The 22,237-nt window shown below is 59.6% G+C and carries 16 protein-coding genes; 11 read left to right on the top strand and 5 right to left on the bottom strand.

The features are described 5' to 3' along the window. The first annotated feature begins 158 nt into the window (after positions 1 to 158). The 9 genes from VIN96_RS01940 (at position 159) to VIN96_RS01900 (ending at position 11,775) form a co-directional block, all read left to right on the top strand. The gene (locus tag VIN96_RS01940) at positions 159 to 1,382 is read left to right on the top strand and encodes an aspartate kinase (protein WP_331893741.1); all 1,224 of its coding nucleotides are present in this window, start codon (positions 159 to 161) and stop codon (positions 1,380 to 1,382) included. Between the two features lie 36 nt (positions 1,383 to 1,418). Continuing rightward, a complete protein-coding gene (locus VIN96_RS01935) occupies positions 1,419 to 2,438 on the top strand; it encodes an NAD(P)H-dependent flavin oxidoreductase (protein WP_331893740.1) in 1,020 nt (339 codons plus the stop codon). A gap of 40 nt (positions 2,439 to 2,478) precedes the next feature. Continuing rightward, positions 2,479 to 4,752, top strand: coding sequence for a phosphoenolpyruvate--protein phosphotransferase (gene ptsP, locus VIN96_RS01930; RefSeq protein WP_331893739.1), 2,274 nt, complete (start codon positions 2,479 to 2,481; stop codon positions 4,750 to 4,752). A 119-nt stretch (positions 4,753 to 4,871) separates the two neighbouring features. Next, positions 4,872 to 6,176 (top strand): helix-turn-helix domain-containing protein, encoded by a 1,305-nt coding sequence (locus VIN96_RS01925; protein WP_331893738.1) that lies wholly within the window; start codon positions 4,872 to 4,874, stop codon positions 6,174 to 6,176. A 104-nt stretch (positions 6,177 to 6,280) separates the two neighbouring features. Beyond that, positions 6,281 to 7,519 carry a flavodoxin-dependent (E)-4-hydroxy-3-methylbut-2-enyl-diphosphate synthase gene (gene ispG, locus VIN96_RS01920; protein WP_331893737.1) on the top strand — a complete coding sequence of 413 codons (1,239 nt, stop codon included), beginning with the start codon at positions 6,281 to 6,283 and terminating at the stop codon, positions 7,517 to 7,519. Further along, positions 7,516 to 8,802, top strand: coding sequence for a glutamyl-tRNA reductase (gene hemA, locus VIN96_RS01915; protein ID WP_331893736.1), 1,287 nt, complete (start codon positions 7,516 to 7,518; stop codon positions 8,800 to 8,802). The genes ispG and hemA overlap by 4 nt, the downstream gene beginning before the upstream one ends. After that, positions 8,799 to 9,869: a peptide chain release factor 1 gene (prfA, locus tag VIN96_RS01910; RefSeq protein ID WP_331893735.1), complete on the top strand. Its 1,071-nt coding sequence runs from the start codon at positions 8,799 to 8,801 to the stop codon at positions 9,867 to 9,869. Before hemA ends, prfA begins: the two co-directional genes overlap by 4 nt. Continuing rightward, a complete protein-coding gene (gene prmC, locus VIN96_RS01905) occupies positions 9,866 to 10,744 on the top strand; it encodes a peptide chain release factor N(5)-glutamine methyltransferase (RefSeq protein WP_331893734.1) in 879 nt (292 codons plus the stop codon). Before prfA ends, prmC begins: the two co-directional genes overlap by 4 nt. A 299-nt stretch (positions 10,745 to 11,043) precedes the next feature. Continuing rightward, a complete protein-coding gene (locus tag VIN96_RS01900; RefSeq protein WP_331893733.1) occupies positions 11,044 to 11,775 on the top strand; it encodes a DUF4167 domain-containing protein in 732 nt (243 codons plus the stop codon). Between the two features lie 68 nt (positions 11,776 to 11,843). Here VIN96_RS01900 and VIN96_RS01895 read toward each other — a convergent pair whose 3' ends face one another. Further along, positions 11,844 to 13,658 (bottom strand): tetratricopeptide repeat-containing sulfotransferase family protein, encoded by a 1,815-nt coding sequence (locus VIN96_RS01895; protein WP_331893732.1) that lies wholly within the window; start codon positions 13,656 to 13,658, stop codon positions 11,844 to 11,846. 6 nt (positions 13,659 to 13,664) lie between these two features. Continuing rightward, on the bottom strand, positions 13,665 to 14,417 hold the full coding sequence (locus VIN96_RS01890; RefSeq protein WP_331893731.1) for an MOSC domain-containing protein: 753 nt from the start codon (positions 14,415 to 14,417) through the stop codon (positions 13,665 to 13,667). A 162-nt stretch (positions 14,418 to 14,579) separates the two neighbouring features. Here VIN96_RS01890 and clpB point away from each other — a divergent pair, with 162 nt between their 5' ends. After that, positions 14,580 to 17,177, top strand: a complete 2,598-nt coding sequence (gene clpB / locus VIN96_RS01885) for an ATP-dependent chaperone ClpB (protein WP_331893730.1) — start codon at positions 14,580 to 14,582, stop codon at positions 17,175 to 17,177. A gap of 20 nt (positions 17,178 to 17,197) precedes the next feature. Continuing rightward, entirely contained in the window at positions 17,198 to 17,698 is a 501-nt protein-coding gene (locus VIN96_RS01880) for a hypothetical protein (protein WP_331893729.1), read from the top strand. Here VIN96_RS01880 and VIN96_RS01875 read toward each other — a convergent pair. The 3 genes from VIN96_RS01875 to VIN96_RS01865 all read right to left on the bottom strand — a co-directional run bounded on the left by VIN96_RS01875 (position 17,695) and on the right by VIN96_RS01865 (position 21,866). Continuing rightward, complete coding sequence (locus tag VIN96_RS01875; RefSeq protein WP_331893728.1) at positions 17,695 to 18,468, bottom strand: alpha/beta fold hydrolase; 774 nt, start codon at positions 18,466 to 18,468, stop codon at positions 17,695 to 17,697. The two genes, VIN96_RS01880 and VIN96_RS01875, sit on opposite strands and share 4 nt — an antisense overlap. A gap of 129 nt (positions 18,469 to 18,597) precedes the next feature. Continuing rightward, the gene (locus VIN96_RS01870; protein ID WP_331893727.1) at positions 18,598 to 20,277 is read right to left on the bottom strand and encodes a methyl-accepting chemotaxis protein; all 1,680 of its coding nucleotides are present in this window, start codon (positions 20,275 to 20,277) and stop codon (positions 18,598 to 18,600) included. A gap of 176 nt (positions 20,278 to 20,453) precedes the next feature. After that, entirely contained in the window at positions 20,454 to 21,866 is a 1,413-nt protein-coding gene (locus VIN96_RS01865) for a M23 family metallopeptidase (protein ID WP_331893726.1), read from the bottom strand. Positions 21,867 to 22,237 lie beyond the last annotated feature (371 nt).

Genomic DNA, 22,237 nt, shown 5'->3' with positions numbered 1-22,237 from the left:
CATTCCGAGTATGTATACGCGCCTGTCCCCCCCAGCACGCGGTTGTCATAAGCTGAATCTGGTGCCTTTTCCAGTAATTTTCCAGCTTTTGAAAGCCCTTGAAGTTGGTGTGGACAGTCGGAACCTAAGGAATGGATGACGTACAGGCTTAGACGCATATGGCTCTCATCGTACAAAAATTCGGCGGCACTTCGGTGGGCGACATCGAACGCATTCAGAATGTCGCCAAGCGCGTGAAGCGCGAGGTCGACGCCGGCAATCAGGTCGCCGTGGTGGTTTCAGCCATGTCGGGCGTGACTAACCAGCTGGTCGATTACGTGACATCGATTTCGCCGCTCTACGACACCCGCGAATATGACGCGGTGGTGTCCAGTGGCGAACAGGTCACGTCGGGACTGTTGGCGCTGGCGCTGCAAGATTTGGGCGTCACCGCGCGCTCGTGGATGGGCTGGCAGTTGCCGGTACGCACCGACAGCGCGCACGGCAAGGCGCGCATTGTGGGCATTGACAGCGAAGAGGTGCTGAAGCGCCTCGCCAAGGGCGAAGTGGCCGTGGTGCCGGGTTTCCAAGGTGTGGGCAGCGACAATCGCATCACCACTTTGGGGCGCGGCGGGTCCGATACCTCGGCGGTGGCGCTGGCCGCTGCGTTGAACGCGGATCGTTGCGATATCTATACCGATGTGGACGGGGTTTACACCACCGATCCCAGGATCGTGAAAAAGGCCCGGAAGCTCGAAAAAATCACCTTCGAGGAAATGCTTGAAATGGCTTCATTGGGGGCGAAGGTCTTGCAGACCCGCTCCGTTGAAGTGGCAATGAAACATGGGGTGCGCCTGCAAGTGCGTTCGAGTTTTTCGGACGAACCGGGCACCATGGTTGTGGACGAGGACGAGATCGTGGAACAAGAACTCATCAGCGGCATCGCCTATAGCCGCGACGAAGCAAAAATCACCCTGATCGGCGTGGCCGATCATCCGGGCATCGCGGCCAAACTGTTCGGCCCGTTGGCGGATGCCAACATCAACGTCGATATGATCGTGCAAAACGTGTCCGAGGACGGCAAATCCACCGACATGACTTTTACGGTCACCAAGGCGGACATGAACCGCGCCGTCGAAACCGTGCGCAAGCACACCGAGGAAGTCGCCTACAAAGACCTGTTGTCGGACCCGAACGTGGTGAAGATTTCCGTCATCGGCGTCGGCATGCGGTCGCACGCGGGCATCGCCCAGCGGATGTTCCAGGCGCTGGCCGACAAGGGCATCAACATTCAGGTGATTTCGACCTCCGAAATCAAAGTCAGCGTGTTGGTGGCCGAGGAATATACCGAATTGGCGCTGCGCGCCTTGCACACGGCCTATGGCCTGGACGCTGAAGACTGACACGTTGTCATCCAGCCGGATTGAACGGAATTTGATATGAGCGTCTCACCCGAACAACGCCTTGATCAACTGTGGGCGCGTGGCCGCGAATTTCTCGGCACTCGTTACGCCATTTTGGGCGGGGCGATGTCTTGGGTATCTGAGCGCAATCTGGTGTCGGCCATTTCCAACGCCGGTGGCTTTGGTGTTATCGCTTGTGGGTCCATGTCACCGGATTTGCTGCACGCGGAAATCGTCGCCACCAAGGTGCTGACCGACAAGCCGTTCGGCGTCAATCTGATCACCATGCACCCGGACCTCGACCGACTGATCGACGTGTGTCTCGAGCTGAACGTCACTCACGTGGTTTTGGCCGGCGGCTTGCCGTCCGGCGCGGCCATCAAAAAAGTGAAAGATGGCGGTGCTAAGGTGATTTGCTTCGCGCCGGCGTTGGTGCTCGCCAAACGTCTGGTGCGTAGCGGCGCGGATGCGTTGGTGATCGAGGGCTCTGAAGCCGGCGGCCATATTGGTCCGGTTTCGACATCGGTGTTGGCGCAGGAAATTTTGCCGCACATCACCGAGATTCCGGTGTTCGTCGCCGGTGGGATCGGTCGCGGTGAAACGATCGTGAATTATCTCGAGCTGGGCGCCGCCGGCGTGCAGCTGGGCACGCGGTTGGTGTGCGCGACGGAATCCATCGCGCACGAGAACTTCAAGCAGGCCTTTATCCGTGCTTCGGCCCGCGATGCGATGCCGACCGTGCAAATCGATCCACGCTTTCCGGTGATTCCGGTGCGCGCCATCACCAACAAGGGCACGCAAGAGTTCATGGAAACGCAGCGCAAGGTGATTGAAAAGTTCAATGCGGGCGAATTGGACCAGAATGCCGCCCAGTTGGAGATTGAACATTACTGGGCCGGCGCTTTGAAACGCGCGGTGATCGACGGCGATGTCGAGGGCGGCTCGTTGATGGCGGGGCAAATCGTCGGTATGGTAAAACGCGAACAGCCGATGGCGGAAATTTTCGCCGAACTGATGGAACAAGCCTACGCTTCTCTCGATGTGCGGGAGCGCTAACACCACTTAAGTCACGCAACATGTAAAACGGGGTTTGGCCATGAATCCGGCCAGTTTATCAACGGCTCCCCGGCGATTGCTCGCTCGGGTACGCGACGTTATGGCGGGCGAAGGCTCCGCGCAGTCGCGGCTGGATAAAATTACCTCGATCATTGCGGCTGACTTGGTCACGGAAGTCTGCTCCATCTACGTCCGTCGCCCCGGCGATGTGTTGGAGTTGTTCTCCACCCGCGGGTTGAGCCCAAGTGCCGTGCACGTCACGCGGTTGCGGTTCGGCGAAGGCTTGATCGGTGAAATCGCGGCGCGCGGCGGTCCACTGGCATTGTCCGACGCCCCCGCGCATCCCAATTTCGCATTCCGTCCGGAAACGGGTGAAGACGAGTTCCGCTCCATGCTTGGTGTGCCGGTGTTGCGCTCCGGGCGCGTCGTCGGCGTCGTCGCGGTGCAAAATAAGACCGAGCGCCAATACACCGAAGAAGAAACCGAAACCCTGCAAACCGTCGCCATGGTGTTGGCGGAAATGGTTGCGGGCGGCGAACTGATCAGCCGTCAGGAACTGATGCCCACGGACGGCATCGCGCTCAAGCCGTTGCGCCTGGAAGGTACGTGCTTCAGCCGCGGCCTGGGGATCGGACAAGCGGTGCTGCACGAACCGAATTTCGATATCGGCAATCTGGTTGCCGATGATCCAGAACACGAAATGGCGCGCCTGCACGAAGCGTTCAGCGCGATGCTGGGTCAGCTCGACACCATTTTGAGCCAAAGCCCGCTGTCGTCTGCCGAAGGCGGCGAGCACGAAGACGTGCTGGAAGCCTTTCGTATGGTGGCCGAAGATGCCGGGTGGCTGCGCCGCACCGAAGAGGCCGTGACCTCCGGCCTGACGGCGGAAGCCGCCGTGCTGAAGGTCAAAAACGAAATGCGCGCGCGCCTCGGTCAGGCATCCGATCCCTATTTGCGCGAACGTGTGCATGATCTGGAAGATCTGGCCAACCGGGTGCTCAAGCATTTGTTGGGCACCGGGGCGCAAGACAAGCTCTATCAGCCCGAGCACATGATTTTGGTGGCCCGCAACATGGGGCCGGCGGAACTGCTGGATTACGACCACACCCGGCTGCGCGGTCTGGTGCTCGAAGAAGGATCCGCCACCTCGCACGTGGCGATCGTCGCGCGCGCCCTGGACATTCCCGTCATGGGCCAGGTGCGCGACGTGCTGTCGAAGATCGACACCGGCGAAAGCATCGTCGTCGACGGCCAAAACGCGCAAGTTCTGATCCGCCCCGGCGAAGACGTGCAGCAGGCGTTTCATGAGACGCGTAAGCATCTCGAACAGATCAAGGCCCAGTACGCGCAGCTCAAGGACCTGCCGGCGCGCACGCTGGATGGCGTCGAGGTCAGCCTCAACATCAACGCAGGTCTGCTGTTCGACTTCGACCAGATCGAAGCCACCGGGGCCGATGGCGTGGGGTTGTACCGCACCGAAGTGCCGTTCATGGTGCGCACCCAGTTCCCCGATGTCGAGGCGCAACGAACGCTGTATGAAAAAGTCCTCGATCGGGCCGCAGGCAAGCCGGTGGTGTTTCGCACCATCGACGCGGGCGGCGACAAGGTGTTGCCCTACTGGGACGAATTCGACGAGGAAAATCCGGCCATGGGGTGGCGCGCCATCCGTATCTGTTTGGACCGTCCGGCGATTTTGCGCCAGCAATTGCGCGCCTTGATACGCGCCTCTCGCGGGCGCGACATTCACGTCATGTTTCCGATGATCGCCGAGGTCGAGGAATTCGATGCCGCCAAGGGGTTGCTGGAACGTGAGTTGCAACGCGAAAAGAATCGCGGCGGCATTTTGCCCGAACACGTTTATGCCGGGGTGATGCTGGAAGTTCCGGCGTTGGCGCTGCAATTGGATAAGCTGGTGCAGCGGGTGGATTTCATTTCCATCGGTTCCAACGATTTGATGCAGTTTCTGTACGCCACCGATCGCGGCAACCCGCATGTTTCCGACCGCTACGACATTCTGTCGCCGTTCGCCTTGGGGTTCTTGAAATCGGTGCGTGATCGCTGCGATCAGGCGGGCGTGCCGGTCAGCGTTTGCGGTGAAGCCGCAGGACATGCCTTGGAGGCCATGGCATTGGTGGGAATCGGCTTTCGCCGTCTGTCCATGCCGCCGCCTGCATTGGGGCCGGTGAAGGAAATGATCCGCACCATGTCGGAACGCCAAGTGGCGCAGTTCCTTCATTCGGTGCTCGAAATGCCGCGCGCCAGCGTCCGCCAGCGTCTCAAAGCCTTCGCCAAGGACCACGGCATCAAGATTTGAACCAGTGTTTGCGCTAAGATTTCGGTCAAGTCCTTGCAATTTCTTGCGCTTCGGGCAAAATACCCCCCAAGCTGTGGGGCGGATATTCAACAATGGCCCCACATAGGGGTTTTTATTTCGTGACTGACAGCCAATCGACTTCGTCAAACGCCGCCGCAGACAGCGCCGCGCCAGCCGCCGTTGGTGGTTTGTTGCGCCAAAGCCGTGAAAACGCGGGCCTCAACATCGCCGATGCGGCGCGGGCTTTGCGCATCAGTCAAAAATATCTTGAAGCCTTGGAAGACGGCCGACATGCCGATCTGCCGGGCACGCCTTACGCCATCGGCTTCGTGCGCAGCTACGCCGAACACCTGCACTTAGATAGCAATGAAATCGTGCGGCGCTATAAAGACGAGGCCGCCGGGGCCGGCGGCAAGAACGACTTGGTGTTCCCCAAGCCGATCGTCGATGGCGGCGTGCCTGGCGGTGCGGTTCTAGGCCTCGGCGTCATGGTTGCCGCCGTTGCTTACGGGGTGTGGTACTGGAATTCCAACAAGGCCGAGGTTGAAGTCGCGCGCGTCGAGGCGGTGCCCGAATACATGGCGGGGAGCGAACAGGCAGCTGGTTCAAAGCCTGCTGCCGAGGCAATGCCCGCACCCGAGACGACACCTGAGACGATGCCCGAAACCGAGGTCCAGGCGACAGCCGAGGAACAGGTCGCGGAGCCGGTGACGGCGGCGGACGAGGTGGTTTCAAGCTCCGGTCCGCTTGCGGATGCTCCTGCTGTCGAGGCTCCGGTCCAAGAAGAGGGGGGAGGCGCGACATCTTCGGCCGATACGGCGCACGAAACGGCTGTGAGCGCCGTCGAGACGCCCGCGCCTGTTACAGAGGCTCCAGAACCAGTTACAGAACCAGTTACGCAACAGGACGCCCCAGAGCGGGGTGCCGCGCAGGTCGTCGAGCAAGCCGCCGAACAACCTGATGAGCCGAGCGTCGCACCGACGGTCGAACAGCCAGCCGAACCGGTCAGTGAACCCGATGCCGAGACCGTCGCAGAAGCGGCTACACAAGACGAACCCACCGCCCAGGCTGAGGCCCAACCGCAAACGGAAGCCGCCGCCGTTGCAGCCGTCGCGCCGACGGTTGCGGCGCAACGCCCCGACGATGGCCCCAGCCGCATCACGGTGCGCGCCAAGTCCAACAGCTGGATTCAAGTGCGTGACGAAATAGCAGACCGCCTGTTGTTCACACGCCTGTTGCGCGAAGGTCAGGAATATCAAGTGCCTAACCGTCCGGGCTTGCGATTGATGACCGGCAACGCGGGTGCGTTGGAGCTGTTGGTCGATGGCCAAGCCGTTCCGGCGATCGGCGAGGTCGGCGAAGTTCGCCGCAATGTCGATCTGGATGTGGACAAACTGCAAAGCGGATCGGCCGTGACCGAGTAGCGTCGACGCGCCGCGCAGCCAACCTCTGTTTGTAAGATGGCTTTCGAAATCGGGCTGGGGACGCTATATAGCTCCCATAGAGGCATCCTCAGGAACCAGCGACCATGAGCCCCAACACCTTGAACGCTTTTGCCACACGTCACCCCACGCGCGTCGTCGACATCGATGGCGTGAAAATCGGCGGCGGGCATCCGGTGGTGGTGCAGTCGATGACCAATACCGACACCGCCGACATTGACGCGACGGTGGCTCAGGTGGCGACGCTGGCTCAGGCTGGATCCGAACTGGTGCGCATCACCGTTGACCGCGACGAATCCGCCAAGGCGGTACCCCGTATTCGTGAAAAACTATTGGCCCAAGGCGTGAACGTGCCGTTGGTCGGCGATTTCCATTACATCGGCCACAAATTGTTGACCGATCATCCCGCGTGCGCCGACGCGCTGGCCAAGTTCCGCATCAATCCCGGCAACGTCGGTTTTCGCGAAAAACGCGACCAACAGTTTTCTGCTATGATCGAATTGGCCGCCAAGCTCGGCAAGGCGGTGCGCATCGGCGTCAATTGGGGCAGCCTCGATCAAGATTTGGCGGTGGCGTTAATGGATGAAAACGCCAAACTCGCCGAACCGCGTTCTCCCGAAGAGGTGACCCGCGAGGCCTTGGTACGCAGCGCGCTCGACAGCGCCGCACGGGCCGAAGAGCTGGGGCTGGGTGCCGATCGCATCATCATTTCGTGCAAAGTCAGCGAAGCGCCGGAACTCATAAACGTCTACCGCCTATTGGCTGCGCGAAGCAATTACGCCTTGCATCTCGGCCTGACCGAGGCGGGCATGGGCGATAAGGGCGTGGTCGCATCGACCGCCGCGCTGGCGGTTTTGTTGACGGAAGGCATCGGCGACACCATCCGCGTTTCGTTGACGCCCGAACCCGGCGCGGCGCGCGAACGCGAAGTGCGCGTGGCTCAAGAAATTCTACAAAGCCTTCATCTGCGCAGTTTCATGCCGCAAGTCACCGCGTGCCCCGGTTGCGGGCGCACCACCTCGACGTTGTTTCAGGAATTGGCGATGGACATTCAAGATTACGTGCGCGCCCGCATGCCCGAATGGCAAAGCCTCTATCCCGGCGCGGAAAATCTCAAGCTGGCGGTGATGGGCTGTATCGTCAACGGTCCCGGCGAAAGCAAGCAGGCCGACATCGGCATTTCTTTGCCCGGCACAGGTGAAACACCCTCTGCCCCGGTGTTCGTCGACGGCGAAAAGGTCGCAACGCTCAAGGGCGACGACTTGGCGCAGCAGTTTCAAGTGATGGTCGAAGATTACGTACAAAAACGCTATGGTGGGGCATGACCGACACTGAGCTACCCAAAGGCCGTCCGATCGTGGTGGGAGCGAACCATCGTTCCTCGACCATGATGATGCGCGACCGGATCTTCGTCGAAGAACCGCGCGTCCCGGCGGTGCTGCAGGAATTGTCGGAAAAGGGTGTGGCTCAAGTCATATTGCTGTCCACCTGCGACCGGGTCGAAGCCATCGGCATCACCCACGACCCCGCCGCGTTTCAGCAAGCGGTGTTGGAAACCTTCGCGCGTGAAGGCGAATGCGAATTGGCCGAGCTGCAAGAGCAGACCTACACCCTGACCGACGAAGAGGCGGTGGAACACATGTTTCGCGTCACCGCGTCACTCGACAGTTTGATGGTCGGCGAGCCTCAAGTTCTGGGGCAAGTCAAACATGCCCATCGCCAAGCCACCGAAACCGATCATGTGCGTGCCGAACTGGAAACCTGGATGCAGGCATCCTACGCCGCCGCCAAGCGGGTGCGCACGGAAACGAAAATCGGCGAAGGCCCGGTCAGTATGGCCGCCAGTGCGGTGCAGATTGCGCGTGACGTGTTCGGCGATCTCAGTCGCTGCAAGGCGCTGTTGGTCGGCACCGGCGACATGGGCGAAATGATCGCTCGCGATCTCGTCGCCAATGGGTTGGCAAGCCTGACCGTCACCCATCCGCGCGCCGGGCGCGCCGACGCCTTGGCGCGGGATCTGGAGTCTCATGTTGCGGATTTCGATGATTTCGAAAATCTTTTGGCCGACAGCGACATCGTGTTGAGTGCGGTCGGCACGCGTCGCTTCAGCCTCGACCAAGCGCCGGTGAAAGCAGCCCTTAAAGCGCGCCGGCATAAGCCGATGTTCATCGTCGATGCCGGTGTGCCCGGCGACGTCGAACCGCAGGTGGATGAACTGGACGATGCCTTCGTCTACAGCTTGGGCGATCTGGAACAGGTGGCTCTGAAAGGCCGTGCCGGGCGCGAACAGGAAGCCGCACGCGCCAGTGATATCATTAAGCAAGACGTCAAACGCTATCTGCACACCCGTGCCGAGCGCGTCGCCGTGCCCGCGTTGACGCGGTTGCGCGCCAAGTTCGAGCGCGCCCGCGAACAAGCCTTGCACGACGCGGGTGGCGATGCCGAAAAAGCCACCCGCTTGCTGGTGGGGCGGATGCTGCACGATCCATCCGAGGCCATGCGCCGCATCGCCGCAGACGATGAAACCGCCTGGGCGCGATTGGAATTCGCCCTGGAACGCCTGTTCGACTTGAACGACCCCACCGACGAAGACGAGAGCACATCGTGAGCCTCAGCGAAAATCTCAAGCGCGTACAAGATCGCCACGAAGAGTTGGGCGCCTTAATGGCGACGGGCGAACTGGCTGCGGACGCGTTTCAGAAAATGTCCAAGGAATACTCCGACCTCACCCCGGTGGTCGAAGCGATCCAGGAACTGGAAAAAGTGCGTGCGGATTACGAGGGAGCTAAAAGCCTGCTTGCCGACAGTGCCGGCGATGCGGATATGCGCGAACTGGCTCAGGCCGAAGTGCAAGAGCTGAAGACGCAACTGCCGGAACTGGAACGCCGTGTTCAGGTGTTGTTGCTGCCGAAAGACGAAGCTGACGATAAAAACGCCATTTTGGAAGTTCGTGCGGGCACCGGTGGCGACGAGGCCGCGCTGTTCGCCGCCGACATCATGCGCATGTATCAACGCTTTGCCGAACGCCAGGAGTGGAAGTTCGAACTGATGGACGTCAACGAAACGGGCATTGGCGGTTACAAGGAAGCCGTCGCCAACGTGTCGGGACGCGGGGTGTTCGCCAAATTGAAATTCGAAAGCGGCGTGCATCGCGTTCAGCGCGTGCCGGAAACGGAATCGGGCGGGCGCATTCACACCTCGGCGGCGACCGTCGCGGTGTTGCCGCAAGCCGAGGACGTGGACATTCAAATTCGCAACGAAGACCTACGTATCGACACCTATCGCGCCCAAGGCGCTGGCGGCCAGCACGTCAATACCACCGACAGCGCGGTGCGCATCGTACACGAACCGTCGGGCATCGTGGTGCAATGCCAAGACGGTCGTTCACAGCACAAGAACAAAGAAAAAGCGATGACCATGCTGCGCGCCAAACTCTACGACCATCAACGTCAAGAGCTCGACCGCGAACGTTCCGCCTCGCGAAAGGGGCAGGTGGGTTCGGGTGATCGATCCGAGCGTATCCGTACATACAACTTCCCCCAAGGTCGGGTTACGGACCATCGCATCAATTTGACCTTGCATAAGCTCGACCGGGTGCTCGAAGGCGAACTCGATGAACTGATTGATGCGCTCACGTCCGAAGACCAGGCGGAGCGTCTGGCGGAACTTTCGTGAGTTCGATCCCCCAGTTTGAAAACCTAACCGTTGGCGCGGCCCAACGCGCCTGCGTCGAGCCGCTGAAAGTCGCGGGCATCGACGCGCCGGTCATGGAGGCCCGCCTGTTGGTTGGGTTCGTGTTGGACGGCGGTCCGGAACGGGTGTTGGCGGACCGCGATGAGGTTCTCACCGATCAACAAGCCGCAACCTTGAAAGCGGCTTTGGCCCAGCGCTGCCGTCGCGTTCCGATGGCGCAAATCATCGGCGTGCGGGAATTTTGGTCGCTACCGTTCAAGGTCACGTCTGCAACCCTGAGCCCGCGCCCCGACACCGAAACTTTGATCGAGGCGATATTGGACCATGCCGCCGCGCCCGCTCGGGTGCTCGACCTGGGGACCGGCACGGGGTGCATTTTGTTGGCGCTGCTCAGCGAGTGGCCCCGCGCCACCGGGGTTGGCGTTGACGCCAGCGAAGAGGCTTTGCTCGTCGCCCAGGAAAATGCACGGGCGTTAGATATGGAGACGCGCGCACGCTTCGTGTGCGCCGATTGGAACGAATCCCAGTGGATGGATGCGCTGGACGGTCCTTTCGATGTGGTGGTGTCCAATCCCCCATATATCCCGGCCAGCGACATCGAAACGCTTGAAGCCGATGTGCGCGATTTCGAACCGCGCCGCGCGCTCGATGGCGGCGAAGATGGCCTGGATGCCTATCGCACGATTATTGCCCAGCTTAACGTGCTGTTGAGCGATGGCGGTGTGGCCGGATTCGAGGTCGGAATCGGCCAAGCCGAACAGGTCGCGGCGTTGATGGGCGCGGCGGGTTTTGAATTTTTGGAAAGTCGTACGGATTTGGGCGGTGTCGCGCGCGCCGTGATCGCCCGCAAAGTATGATTTTTGCAAGACGGTGGCGAAAAAATAAATGCAGAATGAGATAAATAAAGGGTTGGAAAGCCGCCCCAATACGACTAGGGTTAATTTTAACGGGTGGCCGGATGAGGCCACAGGTTCCGCGCCTTAGAGTTAATGTTTGAGATTCTAACGACAAGGCGCCGAGTAAACTCATCCATCCCTTTCAATTGCTGCCGCACATACCCACGAACACTGTCGCGGGAAAATTATATCGGCGCGTACCCAAATGGATTTTGGGACGAAAGGTCAGCACTTTTTTGCACAACTAAAAAATCGAAATCATGAAGCAAGCTCCCAATCAAAGACGTTCCCGAGGCCGTGGCAATAACCCCAACAACAATGGTGGTGGCCGCCGCAATTCACGCAATCAGACGTACGAGAGCAACGGACCCGATATTAAGGTTCGCGGTAGCGCTCAGCAGGTTCTCGACAAATATCTGCAATTGGCCCGCGATTGCCAATCCGGCGGCGACCGTGTCAAGGCAGAGGCCTATCTACAGTTTGCCGAGCATTACTACCGCATCGTGAACGCCGATCAAGACGGCGATCAGGGCCGTTCCGATCGCCAGCAGTCATCGGAACGCCAGCAACAGAATCAGCAACAACAGCAGCCCTCGGAACGCCCGCAGCAGGTGGACGCTCAAGCGGCTGAGGTCCAGCCATCGTTCGACGCGCAGTCGCCTATGGATGATGGGTACGTACAGCTCAGCGATGCGGAAGGCGATCAGCCCAGTGAACAGGCGAACGAGCGTCCCGCCAAGGAGCGCCCCCCCCGGGGACGTGGGCGGGGACGTTCGCAAAACGCCAATACGACCAATGTCGGTTCCACTATGAGCCCACTCGGTGGTGCCAAGAACGAAGCGACGTTGGCGGCTGAGGCCGCGGCAGCGAACGAAGCGGCGTTGAAAGCGGCGCAAGTTAAAAAACCGGCCCGCAAGCCTGTCAAAAAGACGGTGGACGCAGAAGTCGTCGAGTTGACGGATGACGCCAAAAGCAAAGCCGCAACGGCGTGAACTGATCTCGAATTTTATGAAAAAGGCCCCGCACGGCGTGTGGGGCCTTTTTCATGGATGACGGCCGTTCATGTGTCGGCGTAGCCAAATGCCTCTATATCGGCGGCCAGAATGTCCAACGCATCGGCCATCAAGGACGCGTAGTTTTTCCACTGGCCGATGGCCTTGCGGCTTAAGCGCCCCGAAACGTCGGTATAACTTGGCGTCGAGACGATGGTATTGTGCGCGGTGCGTTGGTAGTCGTGGACCGCATCGTCCCACGGCAGGTTGAGAAAAGACACGACGCCACCAACCGTGGTGGTGAAATCATCGATTAGGTCTTCGTAGCGGTATTCAAAAACGTCCAACCCGATAGTGCCGCGAGCCGCACGCCACAGCGCCATGTAGTCGGCGTACAACTGCGCGGTGGACGGCATGTCTTTCATATGGATCATGAACACGTTGGGGCTGAAGGCCTGCATGAAATTGCTCACGCACACATCGCGCGGGTCGCGGATCGCCATGATGATTTTGGCGGTCGGGAAAACGGTGCGGATCAGCGGCAGGTAAAGCAAATTGAGCGGGTTCTTGTCGATGAGCGTGCGTTCACCCGGCGGAGCACTCAATTCACCCTCGAAGCAGCGCCAGTAAATGTCGCCGAGTGCACGCCGTTCCGCATCGGTGAGCGTGTCCAATTGCAATGGATAGTCGAACTGGCAACCGATCACCTTGTTCAGGCTGTCCATGACCGCGCCCATGGCGGCCAATTCGCCGGACGTTTGCAGTGCCGGATGAGAACCGAGGATCATTTCCATCAACGTGGTGCCCGAGCGGGGGAAGGCGATGAAAAAGATCGGCGTGTGTTCGCTTACCGGCGTGTCGGGTAGGGTTTGGGGGCCATCATTGTCCAGCCATGCGTGGGTCTTGCGGATCACGTCCGGGACCAAGTCAGTGCGCAGACGCTGCGATTCGGGCATGGCGAGCATGGCAGCATTCTTGCGATCGAATGCCTGAAACGCCTGTTCATAGGCACCCAACTTGTCCAGGGCTTTGCCCAAAACCGCATACCCGCCATGCTGAACGGCAGCGGGAACATCGTCGCGCTCGAGCAAATTTTCCAGTCGCTCGCGGGCCTTATCAGACTTGCCTTGCGACAATTCCACCCGGGCCTTGACCAGATGTGCCATGGGCTGGCGCGGGGCGATCTTCAGGCAAGATGCAAGCAGTTGATCGGCCTCCTCGAGGCGGCGGCGCTTTTCCAGCCACGTGGCGTGGGCGAGCAAGGCTTGTTGATTGTTCGGTGCCAGCTTGGCGGCTTTTGCGCTGTAATCGAAAGCTGCCTGGGGGCGTACGGATGTGGCCGGCATGTTGGCCAGTCCGCACAGCGCTTCGATGTTTTCGGGATCGAGCTGCAAAGCGAGGTTGAACGATTGCAGCGCGGCTTTCAAGTCGCCTTGGGCCTGTTGGACGACGCCGAGCCAACCGTGAACGCCTGGATTGTCGGGCATGGCGGGCAGTGCTTGGCTCAAGTAGGCCTTGCCTTCGTCCAAACGACCCATCTGCACCAAAACCGCGCCTAGGCAATATGCGGCATTCATGTCGCTGGGCGCCAGGGCCAAAGCCTGGGCGAACGCGTCGGCGGCGTCTTGCAAACGGCCGCGGGCCTGTTGGGCAAGGCCTAAGTTGAAGTGCGCGCCGGGGTTGGTCGGCGCGGCTTTGATGGCTTTGGCAAGGTGCTTGATCGCTTGCGTCAGGTCGCCTTGCTCATAGCGCACGATGCCCAACAGCATCAACGCATCGGGTTGGTTGGGAGCCGACTTGAGGACCGATTGGTAGCGTTGGGCGGCTTGTTTGAGCTTTCCTGCGCGGTGCAGTTGATAGCCTTCCGCCAAAATGTTTTGCATGGGCGATCAGTCCACCAGGCTCATCGTGTCGCCGACTTTGATGGCGCCGCCTTCGACCACCACCGCGTAAACGCCCATTTGCGTGTGGCCGTAATGTTCCTTCAGTGCGTGCAGGATTTTGACGTCGAGCTCGCCGGTGTCGGGATTGACATGGGTGGCTTTGCAGCGCCCGGTGTTTTCCGTGATTTCCAGCACGCATTCGCCGATTTTCAAGCGCTTACCCGGCCAATGGGTTTCCGACCACGCCTCGCAGCCTTCGACTATCAGGTTCATGCGAAAGCGAACCGGGTCGATTGTCTGGCTGACCAGTTTTTCCAAGGCGCGTAGCGATTCCAAGTTCAGGATCGAGATCGGCCCTTTGGTGGTGTCGAAGTAGCCGATGTCTTGGGCCTCGACCAAAGTCGGCACGCCGCTTTGGTCGAGGCCTAAATGTTTTGCCATTGCGCTGGCAATGGCCTTGCGACCGTCCTCGGTGCTGAGCTTTCCCTCGGCATGCAGACCGTTCGGCGCTTCAAAGCAAAACCGGCCCGAGGCTTCGTCGAAACGGCTTTTGGCCAGCGCCATGGCGTGCTCTCTGACCAGCACCAGAAAATGCGATTTGGGCATCCAGCCGGGATTGTTCAGCGCATCGCCGTCGGGTCGCGCCAAGGCCCAGTGGCGGTCAAAGGGCAGGCCTTGTCCCGGGCTCAAGCGACACGTTCTCAGCTCTTCTTTGGAGAGGCTTTTGACGGGGTAGCGTAGAATTTGGGCGAGGTGCATGTTTGTCGACTCCCATTTTTGCGGCCATTATGCACGCGTAAGGTTGCGACGACTAGATTTCAGGACATATCATTTGCAAACAACCGCAAACCGCGAGGCCGGGTCCGGTCGCCATCACATTCAGGGGCTGGACGGCGCTGTCGCGAACAAGGAATGTGGACCATGGATTTTGAAAAATACTCCGAACGCTCCAAGGGCTTCATGCAATCTGCGCAAACCTTGGCGCAACGCCGCGCACACCAACAACTGCTGCCCATTCACCTGCTTCACGTTTTGTTGGAAGACAAAGAAGGGCTGTGCGCCAACCTGATCAACGCCGCCGGCGGCGACGCCAAAAAGGCGCTGAACGAATCCGACAAAGCGCTGAAGGCCTTGCCCAAGGTCGAAGGATCCGGGGCGGGGCAGATATATCTATCCCAGGAACTTTCCCGGGTGATGGAACAAGCCGAACAGGTCGCGGAAAAATCCGGCGACAGCTTCGTGACGGTGGAAAAAATTCTGCTCGCCCTGGCGTTGGCGGCAGGCACCAGCGCGCAGAAGGTTCTGCAAGACGCGGGTGTTACACCTCAAGCGCTGAACGGCGCGATTGAAAACATCCGCAAAGGCCGCACCGCCGACAGCCCCACCGCCGAAGACCAGTACGATGCGTTGAAAAAATATGCCCGCGATCTGACGGCGGCGGCGGCGGAAGGCAAGATCGATCCGGTGATCGGCCGTGACGAGGAAATCCGCCGCACCATTCAGGTGCTCAGCCGCCGCACCAAGAACAACCCGGTGTTGATCGGTGAGCCCGGCGTCGGCAAAACGGCCATCATCGAGGGCTTGGCGTCGCGCATCGTGCAAGGCGACGTGCCGGAAAACTTAAAAACCAAAACCTTGATGGTCTTGGATTTGGGCGCACTGGTGGCGGGCGCCAAGTTCCGCGGCGAGTTCGAAGAACGCCTCAAAGCCGTTCTCAAGGACGTCGAAGCGGCGGCGGGGCAGATCATTTTGTTCATCGACGAAATGCACACTCTGGTCGGCGCGGGCGCGGCCGAAGGCTCGATGGATGCGTCGAACCTCATCAAACCCGCTTTGGCGCGCGGCGAACTGCATTGCGTCGGCGCGACGACGCTCAACGAATATCGCAAATACGTGGAAAAGGATGCCGCCTTGGCGCGGCGTTTCCAGCCGGTGTTCGTATCCGAGCCGACGGTCGAAGACACCATTTCGATCCTGCGCGGCATCAAAGAAAAGTACGAGTTGCACCACGGCGTGCGCATTCATGACGGCGCGCTGATTTCCGCTGCGACGTTGTCGAACCGTTATATCACCGATCGCTTCTTGCCCGACAAGGCCATCGACCTGATGGACGAGGCGGCGTCGCGCGTGCGCATGCAGGTGGATTCCAAACCAGAAGAACTGGACGAATTGGACCGCAAGATCATTCAGCTTAAAATCGAACGCGAAGCGATCAAAAAAGAAGACGACGACGCGTCGAAAAAACGCATGGTGACGTTGGAGGCCGAACTGAGCGATCTGGAATTGCGTTCCGCCGCACTCACCGCTGAGTGGGAAGGCGAAAAAAACGCCCTGGCGGGCACCACGCGGTTGAAGGAGCAGCTCGACCAGGCGCGCATCGATTTGGACAAGGCCATGCGCGAAGGCCAATACGAAGCGGTGGGCGAGCTACAATATCAACGCATCCCCGCCTTGGAAGCGCAACTGGCCCAGGCCGACGAAGCGGAAAGCCACCGCATGTTGGACGAAGTCGTCACCGACGCCGATATCGCCACGGTGGTGTCGCGCTGGACCGGCATTCCCGTCGACAAGATGCTGGAATCGGAACGTGACAAACTGGTGCACATGGAAGAAGGCCTGCGCGCCCGCGTCATAGGCCAGGAAGAGGCGCTGACCGCCGTTTCCAACGCCGTGCGTCGCGCCCGCGCCGGGTTGCAAGACCAAAACCGTCCCATCGGTTCGTTCTTGTTCCTCGGCCCCACGGGCGTGGGCAAGACCGAGCTGACCAAGGCGCTGGCCGGGTTTCTGTTCGACGACGAAAGCGCGCTGTTGCGCATCGACATGTCGGAATACATGGAGAAACATGCCGTGGCGCGGTTGATCGGTGCGCCGCCGGGCTACGTCGGCTATGATGAAGGCGGGGCGTTGACCGAAGCGGTGCGCCGTCGTCCCTACCAGGTCATCTTGTTCGACGAGGTCGAGAAGGCGCATCCCGATGTGTTCAATGTGTTGCTGCAAGTGCTCGACGACGGGCGGTTGACCGATGGCCAAGGGCGCACGGTGGATTTTCGCAACACCTTGATTGTGCTGACCTCGAACCTCGGTGGGGAAATTCTCGCCCACCAAGAAGACGGCCACGACAGCGCCGAGTTGCGCGAGCCGGTGATGGAAATCGTCCGTGCGGCGTTCCGGCCGGAGTTCTTGAACCGCCTCGACGAAGTGGTGCTGTTCCACCGCCTGTTCCGCGATCACATGGCGGGCATCGTCGACATTCAGTTGGCGCGGTTGCTTGACCTGCTTCGCGATAAGAACATCGCGTTGCAGTTGGACGATGCCGCACATGCTTGGTTGGCGGACAAAGGCTACGATCCTGTCTACGGCGCACGGCCGCTGAAACGCACCATCCAGCGCGCTCTGCAAAACCCGCTGGCGGGCATGATCTTGGAAGGTAAAATCCAAGATGGCGACACGGTCACGGTTTCCGCCGGATCGGACGGGCTGATCATCAACGGCGAGGATGTCGGCGCGTGGGCGGCATAGTTTAAGCGCAGGGGGGCGGTGTGAAACGGTCGAGCGTATATGGGCTGGCGGCCTTGGTTTTGATCGTCGCGGGCAGCGGTGCATTGTATTGGTGGACGCAAGCAAGCCGCCAAAAATGCACTGACGCCACGCGCACGGAAAACCTGTTCGCCATCGCCCAGATGATCGAGGATTACCACGACCAGGAAGACCACTATCCGTTTCAGAGCGACGGCGAACCGGCGGACGTTTCCCTCGACGACGCGTTTTACGACGAACTTCAGCGCGTCTTGGGTGCCGAAGGCGTTCGCCGTTTCTCCGCCTTGGCGGAGGAATACACCTACAGTGTCGATCAAGGCGGCTACACCTTGACGACCCACCTCCACAATCCGGTGCCGCAGACCAAGGAACTGGGACCGAATCGCCATCGGCTGCAAGTCGGTTCCGGCTATGACCCGGACGAAAAGCTGTATCCATTCCTGCAAATTTCGGTCAATTCGATCCTCGCCGCTTCCCAAGCGGTTTCGGATCGTTGTCATTAAGCGCCTAAAAACGCCGTTAGCTCTCGCAAGAATACTTCCGGCGCTTCCGCGTGCAGCCAGTGGCCCGCATCGGGAATGTGGGCGATGTCGGCTTTGGGAAACAGGCGGGTGATGTCGGCCAGGTGGTGGGGTTGGATGTAATCCGACCGCGCCCCGGCGACGAACAGCGTTCGGTTGTTGTAGCTTTGATGATGATCCGGCGCGGGGAAGTCGGCGATCTGGTCCATGCCTGCGTCCAGCGCCGCCAGATTGATGCGCCAGCGAAATCCGGTTTCTTCGCGCACCACGTTCTGCACCAGAAAACTGCGCACCATCTTGTCGCGGACCACGTCGGCGAGATGTTCTTCGATATCGTTGCGGCTGTCGCACATGGCCAGCGGCACCTCGGCCATGGCCTCGATATACGCACCGAATCCGGTTTCTCGTTCCACCGGGGCGATGTCGACGACCACCAAGCGTGCCACCAACTCCGGGTGGGTGAGTGCCAACGTCATCGCCGCCTTACCACCCATGGAATGGCCGATCACGGTGCAGGAGCCAAGGGCGTGGCGCTTGATGAAGTCGGCGACGTCCGCGCTCATGTCGCGATAATCCATGCCGTCTATCCAGGGCGATTCGCCGTGGTTTCGCATATCCACCGTCAGCACCCGGTTGTGCGCGCTTAAGCGCTTGGCGATGGCGCTCCAATTGCGTTTGGATCCGAACAGGCCATGCAAAATAACGATCGGCTCGCCGCTGCCCAGATCTTGGTATGAAAGTTGGACGCTCATGGTGTTACCCCGGTCAAATTACGTCTGTCTGGTGGTACGTGCTGGGCGTTGAAATTGCAAGCGGGGGCATGTGCATAAAAAAAGCGAGGGGAACGCCCCTCGCTTTTCAATTGTGCATCAAACGATGGCTTAAGCGTTTTTGATGTCGGTGATGAAGGTGTCGACCTGAGAACGCAAGGTCTCCGCCTGACGAGACAGCTCCGCGGCCGCATCCAGGACTTCTGTTGACGATGCCCCGGTTTCGGAAGCCGCCTGTGTGACCAACGTAATGTTGGAGCTGACTTCCGATGTGCCGCTGGAGGCCTGTTCGACGTTGCGGGCGATTTCCTGGGTGGCCGCGCCTTGTTCTTCGACCGCCGCCGCGATCGCCGAGGTGATCTCGTTGATCTGGTTGATGATGCCGCCGATCGAGCCGATGGCCTGCACCGCGTCCTGGGTTGCGCCTTGGATGCCGCCGATCTGGTTGGAGATTTCCTCGGTCGCCTTGGCGGTCTGGTTGGCGAGGTTCTTGACCTCGGACGCCACCACGGCGAAGCCTTTGCCCGCTTCGCCCGCGCGCGCCGCTTCGATGGTGGCGTTGAGCGCCAGCAGGTTGGTCTGGTCGGCGATGTCGGTGATCAACGCCACCACCTCGCCGATTTTGTTGGCGGCTTCGGCCAGGCCTTGGACCTTTTGATTGGCGCCGTCGACTTCGGCCACCGCCGCGCCCGCAACCTGGGTGGACTGAGACACCTGACGCGAGATCTCGGAAATCGAGCTCGACAGCTCTTCCGCCGCCGAGGCCACGGTCTGAACATTGGTAGAGGCTTCTTCCGCCGCAGCCGCCACGTTGGTGGCCTGATGGCTGGTTTGGTCGGCGGTGGAACTCATGGTCTGTGCGGTGGATTGCAGTTCGGTCGAAGCAGACGAAACCATATTCAGCATGCCGCTGATGTTAGCATCGAAATCTTGGGTCATCTGTTCGATGTTCTTGGCGCGTTGTTCGCGTTGGGCTTGGGCTTGGGCTTGTTCCTCGGCCAAGCGATCGGCCTTGATCATGTTGTCTTTGAAGACTTGCACCGCATCGGCCATTTGGCCGATTTCATCGGTTTGGCCGACGGCGGGAATTTCGATGCCTTTATTGCCATCGGCCAATTGAAGCATGGCGTCCGTCATCCCGTACAATGCCCCGGTGATTGAACGGGTGATGACAAAGAGCAAAACCCCCAATGCAACAATGCCGATGATGATGGCGATGGTGATCAGCATCTGTGAAAAGGACAAGGCATCGTGCATTTGCGCGGTCGCTTCGGCGACTTCGTCCTCGACCGATTTGGCGAACAGACCAAGCTTTTCATCGAGGCCGACGCCGTTTTCGTCGAGCACGTCATCCAACATGGCGAATTCGTCATCGGAGGCATTGCGCACCAAGAGGTCCTGCAAATCACCCAGAACACCCTTTTCGAGTCCGTCGATCAAAGTGCCGAGTCCAGCTGCGATGTCGCGTTCTTCTTGGGTGTCGGCATCGTCGATAATCTGTCGCACGCGTTCGCGGAGGAACTTGATATTGGTTTCCATGATTTCGCGCCGCTCGGGCATGATCGTGCCCTCGGCTTTGTCCACCAACGTGTCCATGGCGGCGAGCATGATTCCCTGCGTCGCCCGGCGCATCTCGTTGACGTTGCGGATTTGCGCTTGGCGGATCTCGTTCAGACCAGAGGCATTCGACACCTGGGTTTGGGCATAAAACGCAATCCCAGCCAAAATGATCAGCGACAAAACGGATACAACACCGATGCCGATAAGTTTCTGCTTGATGGTGAATTGCATTGTCGAACTCCTAGTCACCGGTGGGAATTATATTCCAGAGTAGAGTATGAAAACTACGCCATCATAGGCGTGTACAAGCCGTCTCTCACATCATTTTGTATTATATGTGAGTATATTGACGGACTTGAACAAGAAAAAAAGTATTTTTGGCCGGATGGACAAGGAAAACAGGAGGGTTAACGTTGGGCGACGTGTTGATCCTGGGTGCCGAGCGAGGCCCACTGGTTTTTCAAGGCTTCGCGGGTGTCTTCAAAGCGGGCCAGTTCGGACCCCTTGAGCTTTTGCCCCGACGGCATTTTGACCCGCATGGGGTTGACCTTCTTGCCGTTGCGGATGATTTCATAATGCAGGTGTGGCCCGGTTGAACGCCCGGTGGTGCCGACGTAGCCGATGATTTGACCTTGGCGCACGCGCTTGCCTTTGCCGATGCCGGACTTGATGGCTTTCATATGAGCGTAGGCGGTGGAATATTCGGAATTGTGGCGAATGCGCACGTACTTGCCGTACCCGCCGTTCCAACCGGCCGTGTCGATGGTGCCATCGCCCGCCGCATAGATGGGCGTGCCCGGCGGCGCGGCGAAATCGGTGCCGGTGTGCAGCTTGGTGTAGCCCAAGATCGGATGTTTGCGTTTGCCGAACGACGATGATAGGCGCGCACCGTCAATGGGCGTGCGCATCAAGGCTTTTTTCGCGCTTTGCCCCTTTTCGTCGAAGTAATCGGTGGTGCCGTCTTTCAGCGTATGCATATAGATGGCCTTGCGCTCGCCCGACAGCGTCAGTGCGGCATAGACGATCTTACCGTTGTGCACGACCTTGCCGTCCTCATCGATCTTGCGTTCGTACATGAGTTCAAAATCGTCGTTGGTGCGGATGTCGCGCTGGAAGTCGACGTCCCAAGAAAATGCACGCACCAATTCGGCCATCACGCTTGCGGGTACGCCGGCGTCCGATCCGGCCTGAAACAGGCTCCAATCGATCACCCCTTGGGCACGGGCGTTTTGCGTGTTGAGAGCGCGCTCGATTTCATGGGCCTGGAAACCGCCTTGCGGCGCAGGCGCCACGGCAATACGCGTGGCGTAATCGAGGGGAATTTCAAAACCACGGAAACGATCCGCTTCACCTTCCACGCCGGACGGCGCAAACGTTACATCGATATGCTGCCCGGCTTTCAGCGTGCGCGGATCGTAGAGGCCTTTGAGCGAGCGGATCGCGGCTTCGGCATCCTGGGGCTGGGCCCCGGCGCGGCGCAAAGCTTTGCTCAAGGTGTCGCCGGACTTGATGCTGATTTGGGTTTGATAGGTAGACGGCGCAACCTGGATGTCGGCGTCATCTAAAGAAGGGGCGGCAAGGGCAAGGGCAGACGGGCGCGCGCTTTTCAACGCATCGAGCGCGGCGGCGGCGGCCGCATTGCCGATCGACATCGGCGCGGTGCCCAGGCGCACATCCGGTGCGAGGCTGCCAGGGCCGTATCCTCCATCCACGACGGTTTCGTCGGGGGACGGTACGGCGGCGATGCCGTCGGTGTACTTCAAATTGATAACCGCGCCCGCGATCAAAACCGTGGCGACTGCGATTCCGCGCAACATCATTCGCTCAAAATCCCCTTTAAAGAGCATGGGTGTATAGCTTCACCCGTATCGGGGCAGTGACGGTTTTAAAAACCGATCCGCCCGATATATTTTTTTTCTGGTCATATCCATATTCAGGCTCCTTTAGTGCCAAAATATTCCCGAAAAATCAAGAGTATCCGCCAGTTTGTTAAAAGATCGTTGCCTGTTTCACAAATGTGAAAAAAAGGGTTTGACATCCCGCGGCCATCGGCCTAAAAACCGGCCTGTCGCGACGGACTGGCTCCGGTAACACGGAGTTGAGGTTGGTCGCGGTTTTTTGTCCCTGGAGCCCAGGAATGGGTGGCGGAGTTGGCGGTTACGATTGCTGACGTAAGTCGTTGGGATGAAGT

It is taken from the genome of Magnetovibrio sp. (genome assembly GCF_036568125.1).
In the GTDB taxonomy this organism is placed as follows: domain Bacteria; phylum Pseudomonadota; class Alphaproteobacteria; order Rhodospirillales; family Magnetovibrionaceae; genus Magnetovibrio.
The sequence above is the reverse complement of the archived record's forward strand: the minus strand, read 5'-3'. Positions and strand labels throughout refer to the sequence as shown.